We start from the raw sequence: 8422 nt of genomic DNA, 5'->3' as shown, positions 1-8422 counted from the left end.
GCTCATGATGTCTACGTCCGCAGACAAGGTCGTCGAGGCGCTTCGCGCGTCGCTCAAGGAGACGGGCCGCCTCCGCCAGCTCAACCAGCAGCTGACCGCCGCCGCCAGGGAGCCGATCGCGATCGTCGCGATGTCCTGCCGCTACCCGGGTGGCGTCGCCAGCCCCGAGCAGCTCTGGGACCTGGTGGCCTCCGGCGGCGACGCGATCGGCGGCTTCCCGACGGACCGGGGCTGGGACCTGGACAACCTGTACGACCCGGACGCCGACCGGGCCGGCCGCTCCACCACCCGCGAGGGCGGCTTCCTCTACGACGCGGCCGACTTCGACGCGGAGTTCTTCGGCATCTCGCCGCGCGAGGCCGTGGCGATGGACCCCCAGCAGCGGCTGCTGCTGGAGACGTCGTGGGAGGCGTTCGAGCACGCCGGCGTCGCGCCCGCCTCGATGCGGGGGCAGAAGGTCGGCGTCTTCGTCGGCACCGCCGCCAACGGCTACGGCATGGGCCCGCAGAGCGAGGCCGAGGGCGCCGACGAGGGCTACCTGCTGACCGGTACGGCCACCAGCGTCGTCTCCGGGCGGATCGCGTACGCCCTCGGCCTGGAGGGCCCCGCGGTCACCGTGGACACCGCCTGCTCGTCGTCGCTGGTCGCCCTGCACCTGGCGTGCCAGGCGCTGCGGCAGGGCGACTTCGACCTGGCCCTGGCCGGCGGCGTGTGCGTCATGGCCACCCCCGGCCCGTTCGTGGGCTTCTCCCGGCAGCGGGGGCTCGCCCCCGACGGCCGGTGCAAGTCGTTCGCCGCCGCCGCCGACGGCACGGGCTGGTCCGAGGGCGTCGGCATCCTGCTGGTGGAACGGCTGTCGGACGCGCAGCGCAAGGGGCACCCGGTCCTCGCCGTGATCCGCGGCAGCGCCGTCAACCAGGACGGCGCGTCCAACGGTCTCACCGCCCCCAACGGGCCGGCCCAGCAGCGGGTGATCCGGCAGGCCCTCGCGAACGCCGGACTCACCGCCGGGCAGGTGGACGCCGTCGAGGCGCACGGCACCGGCACCGTCCTCGGCGACCCGATCGAGGCGCAGGCCCTGCTGGCCACGTACGGGCGGGACCGTCCCGCCGACCGGCCGCTGCTGCTCGGCTCGATCAAGTCGAACATCGGCCACAGCCAGTCGGCCGCCGGCGTGGCCGGTGTGATCAAGATGGTGATGGCGATGCGGCACGGGCTCGTGCCGTCCACCCTGCACGTCGACGAGCCGACGCCGAAGGTGGACTGGTCGGCCGGCGAGGTGTCGCTGGTGACCGAGGCGACGCCGTGGCCGGCGACCGACCGTCCCCGCCGGGCGGCCGTGTCGTCGTTCGGCATCTCCGGCACGAACGCGCACACCATCATCGAGGAACCGCCCGCCCCGGACGCCGCCGACACCGGGCCGGCCTCCACCGTCGCCCTGCCGGCGGTGCCCGTGCTGCTCTCCGCCCGCTCCGAGGCGGCGCTCAGCGCGCAGGCGGGTCGCTGGGCCCGGTGGCTGGACGACGACGAGGCCCTCCGCACCGTGGACGTCGGCTGGTCGTCGGTCGTGTCGCGCTCCGCGCTGGAACACCGCGCGGTGCTCACCGCCACCGACCGCGAGGAGCTGCTGGCCGGGCTGCGCGCCCTCGCCGCCGGCCAGCCGTCCGGCGCGCTGGTCGCCGGGCAGGCCGCCGACCGGGGTCCGCTCGCGGTGCTCTTCTCCGGTCAGGGCGCGCAGCGTGCCGGCATGGGCCGGGAGTTGTACGCGCAGTTCCCGGTCTTCGCCGCCGCGCTGGACGAGGTGTGCGCACAGCTCGACGCGCTGCTGCCGCGCCCGCTCAAGGAGGTGCTGTTCGCACCCGAGGGTTCCGCCGAGGCGGAGCTGCTGGACCGGACGGAGTTCACGCAGGCGGGCTTGTTCGCGGTCGAGGTGGCGCTGTTCCGGCTGGTGGAGTCGTTCGGCGTCGCCCCCGACCTGGTGGGTGGTCATTCGATCGGCGAGGTCACGGCCGCGCATGTGGCGGGGGTGTTGTCGCTGGCGGATGCGTGTGCGTTGGTGGCGGCGCGGGGCCGGTTGATGCAGGCGTTGCCGGCCGGTGGTGGGATGTTGGCCGTTGCGGCGGCTGAGGCCGATGTGCTGGCGACGCTGGACGGCTTGACCGGTGTGGGGGTCGCGGCGGTCAACGGGCCGGTGTCGGTGGTGGTCTCCGGTGCGGTGGAGGCGCTCGACGAGGTGGAGCGGGTCTGGCGTGGGCGGGGTGTGCGTACGCGCCGGTTGTCGGTGAGTCATGCGTTCCACAGTCCGTTGATGGAGCCGATGCTGGACGAGTTCCGGGGGGTCCTGGACGGGTTGACGTTCGAGGCGCCGGCGTTGCCGGTCGTGTCGAACGTGACCGGTGCGCTGGCCGGCGTCGACGAGATCCGTAGTCCCGACTACTGGGTGCGGCACGTCCGGGAGGCGGTGCGGTTCGCCGACGGGGTCGCCGCGCTGCGCGCCGCAGGGGTGGACACGTTCCTGGAGATCGGCCCGCGCAGCGTCCTGACCGCCATGACCCGGGACGTGCTGAGCGGGCGGGAGCCGGCGGACGCCGACGACGACACCCCGGTCGTCGCCGTACCCGCCCTGCGCGCCGACCGCCCCGAGTCGCGGGCCCTGCTCGCTGCCCTGTCCGAACTGCACGTCAACGGAACACCCGTCGACTGGGCGGCCCTCTACGCCGGCGCCGGAGCGACCCCGGTCGCCCTGCCCACGTACGCGTTCCAGCGGCAGCGCTACTGGCCCGAGCAGATGCCGGCCTCGGCCACCGGCCCGGTCAGCCCGGACGTGGTGGACGTCGAGTTCTGGTCGGCCGTCGAGCGCTCCGACGTGGCGGCCCTCGCCGCGCAGTTCGGCGCCGACGGGGCGGGCGTCCTGGCCCCGGCCCTGCCGGTCCTGTCGTCCTGGCGCAAGGCGCGGCTGCGGGACGCCGTCGTCGACGGCTGGTCGTACCGGGTGGTGTGGAAGCGGACCACCGCCCCCGCACCGGTCACCCCGGGACGCTGGCTGCTCGTGGAGCCGGCCGACGACGCCACCACGACCGAGTGGGCCGGGGCGCTCGCGGGGGCGCTGAGCGCCGCCGGCGGCGAGGTGTCCCGGCTGGCGGTGGACCCGCTCGCCGAGCGCGACCAGGTGACGTCGCGGCTGGCCGGCGCCGTGGGGGACACCCCGTTCACCGGGATCGTCTCCCTGCTGGGCCTGCTGGAGCCACCCCACCCAGGCCAGCCGGCGGTGCCGCTCGGCACGGCCGCCACGATGACGCTGGTGCAGGCCCTGCACGCCGCCGACGTCGCGGCACCACTGTGGATGCTCACGCGGGGCGCTGTCGGCACCGGCGACACCGACCCGGTGCGCAGCGTCGCCCAGGGCGGGCTGTGGGGCCTGGCCCGGGTCGCCGGGCTGGAACACCCGCAGCTCTGGGGCGGCCTGGTCGACCTGCCGGACGCGCCCGGGCGCGACGACTGGGACCACGCGGTGGGCGTCCTGACCGGGGGCGGCCACGAGGACCAGGTTGCCGTGCGGCCCTCCGGCGTCTTCGTGCGGCGCCTGGTGCGCGCCACGCCGGCGGCCGTCGGCACCGTCGACCGCTGGCAGCCGTCCGGCACCGTCCTCGTCACCGGCGGCACCGGGGCGCTCGGCGCGCACGTGGCCCGCTGGGCGGCGGCCAACGGCGCCGAGCACCTCGTGCTGACCAGCCGCCGCGGCGAGCACGCCCCCGGGGCGGCCGAGCTGCGCGACGAACTGACCGCGCTCGGCGCCCGGGTGAGCCTGGTCGCCGCCGACATGGCCGACCGCGCCCGCGTCGAGGCGCTGCTGCGCGACGTCGACGCCGACCCGGCGCCCCTGACCGCGGTGGTGCACGCCGCCGGGGTGGGCCAGCTGAACATGCTCGTCGACACCGACCTCGCCGGCCTGGCCGGGGTGCTCGACGGCAAGATCGCCGGCGCCGTGCACCTGGACGAGCTGCTGGGCGACCGACCGCTCGACGCGTTCGTGCTGTTCTCCTCGATCGCCGGCATCTGGGGCAGCGGCGGCCAGGCCGCGTACGCCGCCGGCAACGCCTTCCTCGACGCCCTCGCTGAGCGGCGCCGCGCCCGCGGCCTGACCGCCACCGCCGTGGCGTGGGGCCCCTGGGCCGAAGGCGGCATGGCCAGCGGCGAGGGGCAGGAACTACTGGCCCGCCGCGGCCTCGGCCCCATGTCGCCGGCCCAGGCCGTGTACGCGCTGCGCAGCGCCGTCGGCCGGGCCGTGCCGGCGGTGACCGTGGCGGATGTCGACTGGTCCCTGTTCACCCCGGCGTTCGCCGCCGCCCGCGCCCGCCCCCTGCTCGACGACATCGCCGAGGCGCGCGACGCCCTGCGCGTGGTCGACGCGGAACCGGAGGACACCGTCGGCGGCGGGCTGCGACAGCACCTGCTGACGCTGCCCCGCGCCGAGCAGGACCGCCACCTGACCGAGCTCGTACGCACGCACACCGCCGCCGTGCTCGGCCACTCCGGCACCGAACTGGTCAAGGCCAACCGGGCGTTCAAGGAACTCGGCTTCGACTCGTTGACCGCCGTCGAGCTGCGCAACCGGCTCGGTGCCGCCACCGGCCTCACCCTGCCCACCACCCTGGTCTTCGACTACCCGAACCCGGCCGCCCTCGCCGACCACCTGTCGGCGACGCTGCGCCTGCACGAGGTCGAGACCGTCACCGCCTGGGGCCCCGCCGGGCCGGTCGACGACGACCCGATCGTCATCGTCGGCATGAGCTGCCGCTACCCGGGCGGCGTGGCCAGCCCGGACGACCTGTGGGAGCTGGTCGCCACCGGGCGCGACGGCATCAGCGGCTTCCCCGACGACCGCCACTGGGACATGGGCCGGCTGCTGGCCGTCGACGCAGACGGGCAACCCGTCTCACACACCCGCGAGGGCGGCTTCGTCGACGGCGCCACCACATTCGACCCGGGCTTCTTCGGCATCTCGCCGCGCGAGGCCGTCGCCATGGACCCGCAGCAGCGGCTGCTGCTGGAGGCGTCCTGGGAGGCCATGGAGCAGGCCGGCATCGACCCGGAGGAACTGCGCGGCAGCCGTACCGGCGTCTTCGTGGGCGCCTCCCCGTCGGGCTACGGCACCACCGACACCCCGGCCGAGCTGGCCGGCTACCAGCTCACCGGCGGCGCGCACAGCGTCATCTCGGGCCGGGTGTCGTACACCTTCGGGCTGGAGGGCCCGGCGGTGACGGTCGACACCGCCTGCTCGTCCTCGCTGGTGGCTGTGCACCTGGCCGCCCAGGCGCTGCGCGGCGGCGAATGCGACATGGCCCTGGCAGGCGGCGTCACCGTCATGGTGACGCCCGGCGCCTTCGTCGAGTTCTCCCGCCAGGGCGGCCTCGCCCCGGACGGGCGCTGCAAGTCGTTCGACGCCGACGCCGACGGCACCGGCTGGTCCGAGGGCGTCGGCGTGCTGCTGGTCCAGCGCCTCTCCGACGCCCGGCGGCAGGGCCGCCAGGTGCTCGCCGTGCTCGCCGGCAGCGCCGTCAACCAGGACGGCGCGTCCAACGGTCTCACCGCCCCCAACGGGCCGGCCCAGCAGCGGGTGATCCGGCAGGCCCTCGCGAACGCCCGGCTGACCACGGCCGACGTGGACGCCGTCGAGGCGCACGGCACCGGCACGACCCTGGGCGACCCGATCGAGGCGCAGGCCCTGCTGGCCACCTACGGCCAGGGCCGCCCCGCCGACCGGCCGCTGCTGCTCGGCTCGATCAAGTCGAACATCGGCCACAGCCAAGCCGCGGCCGGCGTCGCCGGCATGATCAAAATGGTGCAGGCGATGCGGTACGGCCTGCTCCCACGGACCCTGCACCTCGACGAGCCGACCCCCCACGTGGACTGGTCCGCCGGCGCGGTCTCCCTGCTCACCGAGGCGCGCCCCTGGCCGGCTGTGGACCGGCCCCGCCGGGCCGCCGTGTCGTCGTTCGGCATCAGCGGTACGAACGTGCACCTGATCCTGGAGCAGCCGCCCACGCCGACCGACGCGGACGAGCCGGCCGACGGCGACGAGCCGGTCATCGGTGACGAGCCGTCCCGGATGCCGACGGTGCTGCCGCTGCTGCTGTCGGCCCGCGACGCGGCCGGGCTGTCGGCGCAGGCCGGCCGCTGGGCGCAGTGGCTCGGCGGCACCGGGGCCCCGCGCCCGCTCGACGTGGCGTGGTCCTCGGTGGCGTCGCGCTCCGTACTGGAGCACCGGGCCGTGGTGTCCGGGGCGAGCCGGGACGAACTGCTGGCGGGCCTCGAAGCCGTGTCGGCGGGCGAGGTCTCGGCCGGCGTGCTCACCGGCCCGGGCGGCCAGCGCGGCCAGCTCGCGCTGCTGTTCTCGGGTCAGGGTGCGCAGCGTGCGGGGATGGGTCGGGAGTTGTCCGCCCTGTTCCCGGTGTTCGCCGCCGCGCTGGACGAGGTGTGTGGGCACCTCGATCCGTTGTTGCCGTGTCCGTTGCGTGAGGTGCTGTTCGCGTCGGAGGGTTCCGCTGAGGCGGGGTTGCTGGATCAGACGGTGTTCACGCAGGCGGGGTTGTTCGCGGTCGAGGTGGCGTTGTTCCGCCTGGTGGAGTCGTTCGGGGTGGTTCCGGATGTGGTGGCTGGTCATTCGATCGGTGAGGTGACGGCGGCGTATGTGGCTGGGGTGTTGTCTCTGGCGGATGCGTGCGTTCTCGTGGCGGCGCGGGGTCGGTTGATGCAGGCGCTGCCGACCGGTGGCGGGATGCTGGCTGTGGCCGCTGATGAGGCGGCGGTGGTGGAGTCGATCGTGGGGCTGACCGATCGGGTCGGTGTCGCGGCGGTTAACGGGCCTACCGCCGTGGTGGTGTCGGGTGCCGTCGAGGCCCTGGCCGAGGTGGAGCAGGTTTGGCGGGATCGGGGCGTGCGTACCCGTCGGCTGGCGGTGAGTCATGCGTTCCACAGTCCGTTGATGGTGCCGATGCTTGATGAGTTCCGTGCCGTCCTGGCGGGGCTGGCGTTCCGGGCGCCGCTGCTGCCGGTCGTGTCGAACGTGACCGGTGCCGTGGCTGGCGATGAGATCCGTACGCCGGAGTATTGGGTGCGGCATGTGCGGGAGGCTGTGCGGTTCGCCGATGGGGTGACGGCGCTGCGGGCGGCGGGTGTGGATACGTTCCTGGAGGTCGGGCCGCAGAGCGTCCTGACCGCGTTGGCTGTCGATGTGCTGCCCGATGATGAGGTCGTGCTGGCGGTGGCTGTGCAGCGCCGTGACCGTTCGGAGGCGCAGGCGTTGCTGCATGCCCTGGCCGAGTTGCACGTGCACGGTGTGCCGGTGACCTGGCAGTCGTGGTTCGCCGAGACCGGCGCGCGGCGGGTGGACCTGCCCACGTACGCCTTCCAGCGGGAGCGGTACTGGCTGCCGCCCACCGGCCAGCCCGCCGACGTCTCCGGGGCCGGCCTCGGCGTGGCTCGGCACCCGCTGCTCGGCGCGGCGGTGTCGGTCGCCGGCGAGGACATGGTGGTGCTGACCGGCCGGCTGTCGGTGTCGACGCACCCGTGGCTCGCCGACCACGTCGTCTCCGGCGCCGTGGTGGTGCCGGGCACCGCGCTGGTGGACCTCGTCGTCCGGGCGGGCGACGAGGTCGGCGCGTCCCGCGTCCGCGAGCTGACAGTGCTCGCCCCGCTCGTGCTGCCCGCCACCGGCGGCGGGGTGCGGGTCCAGGTCCGGGTCGGTCCCGTCGACGGGACCGGCAGCCGCTCGGTGACCGTGCACTCCCAGCCCGAGGACGACTCCGAGTCGGGCTGGACCCGGCACGCCGACGGCCTCGTCGGCGCCCCCACTGCCGATGAGCCCACCCTGGGCGCCTGGCCGCCACCCGGCGCGTCCGAGGTGGACGTCACCGGCTGGTACGCGACGGTCGCCGAGCACGGGCTCGCGTACGGGCCGGTCTTCCGGGGCCTACGCCGGGCGTGGACCGCCGACGGCGAGGTGTTCGCCGAGGTCGCCCTCCCCGACGAGGTCACCGGTGACCCGGCGGGCTTCGGGGTGCACCCGGCGTTGCTGGACGCCGCCCTGCACCCCGTCGGGCTGCTGCCCGCCGACGAGCCGGGCGGCGGGCCCCGGGTGCCGTTCGCGTTCGAGGGTGTGCAGGTCCACGCCGTCGGCGCCCGGACGCTGCGGGTCCGCCTCACCGCCTCCGGTAACTCGGTGCGGCTGGTCGCCGCCGACGAGACGGGCGTGCCCGTGGTGTCGGTGGACTCGCTGACGCTGCGCGAGATGACCGGCCTGGCGGCCGCGCCGGACGAGGCGTACCGATCCCTGTTCGAGGTCTCCTGGCAGCCCGAGCAGATCGCCGCGCCCGACGGGGCGTACGGCTGGGCCGTGCTCGGTGACCGCCCGCTCGACGGC

1 protein-coding gene (cut by a window edge) is annotated in these 8422 nt (G+C 75.1%); it reads left to right on the top strand.

Annotated elements, in window-relative coordinates:
* The first annotated feature begins 7 nt into the window (after window positions 1–7).
* Window positions 8–8422 carry the 5' portion of a type I polyketide synthase gene (locus O7622_RS23190; protein WP_282310311.1) on the top strand. It continues 21423 nt past the right edge of the window, so only the first 8415 of its 29838 coding nucleotides appear in the window; its start codon is at window positions 8–10; its stop codon lies beyond the right edge, outside the window.

Source organism: Micromonospora sp. WMMD1076, from assembly GCF_029581475.1.
Lineage (GTDB): Bacteria > Actinomycetota > Actinomycetes > Mycobacteriales > Micromonosporaceae > Micromonospora > Micromonospora aurantiaca.
The sequence above is the reverse complement of the archived record's forward strand: the minus strand, read 5'-3'. Positions and strand labels throughout refer to the sequence as shown.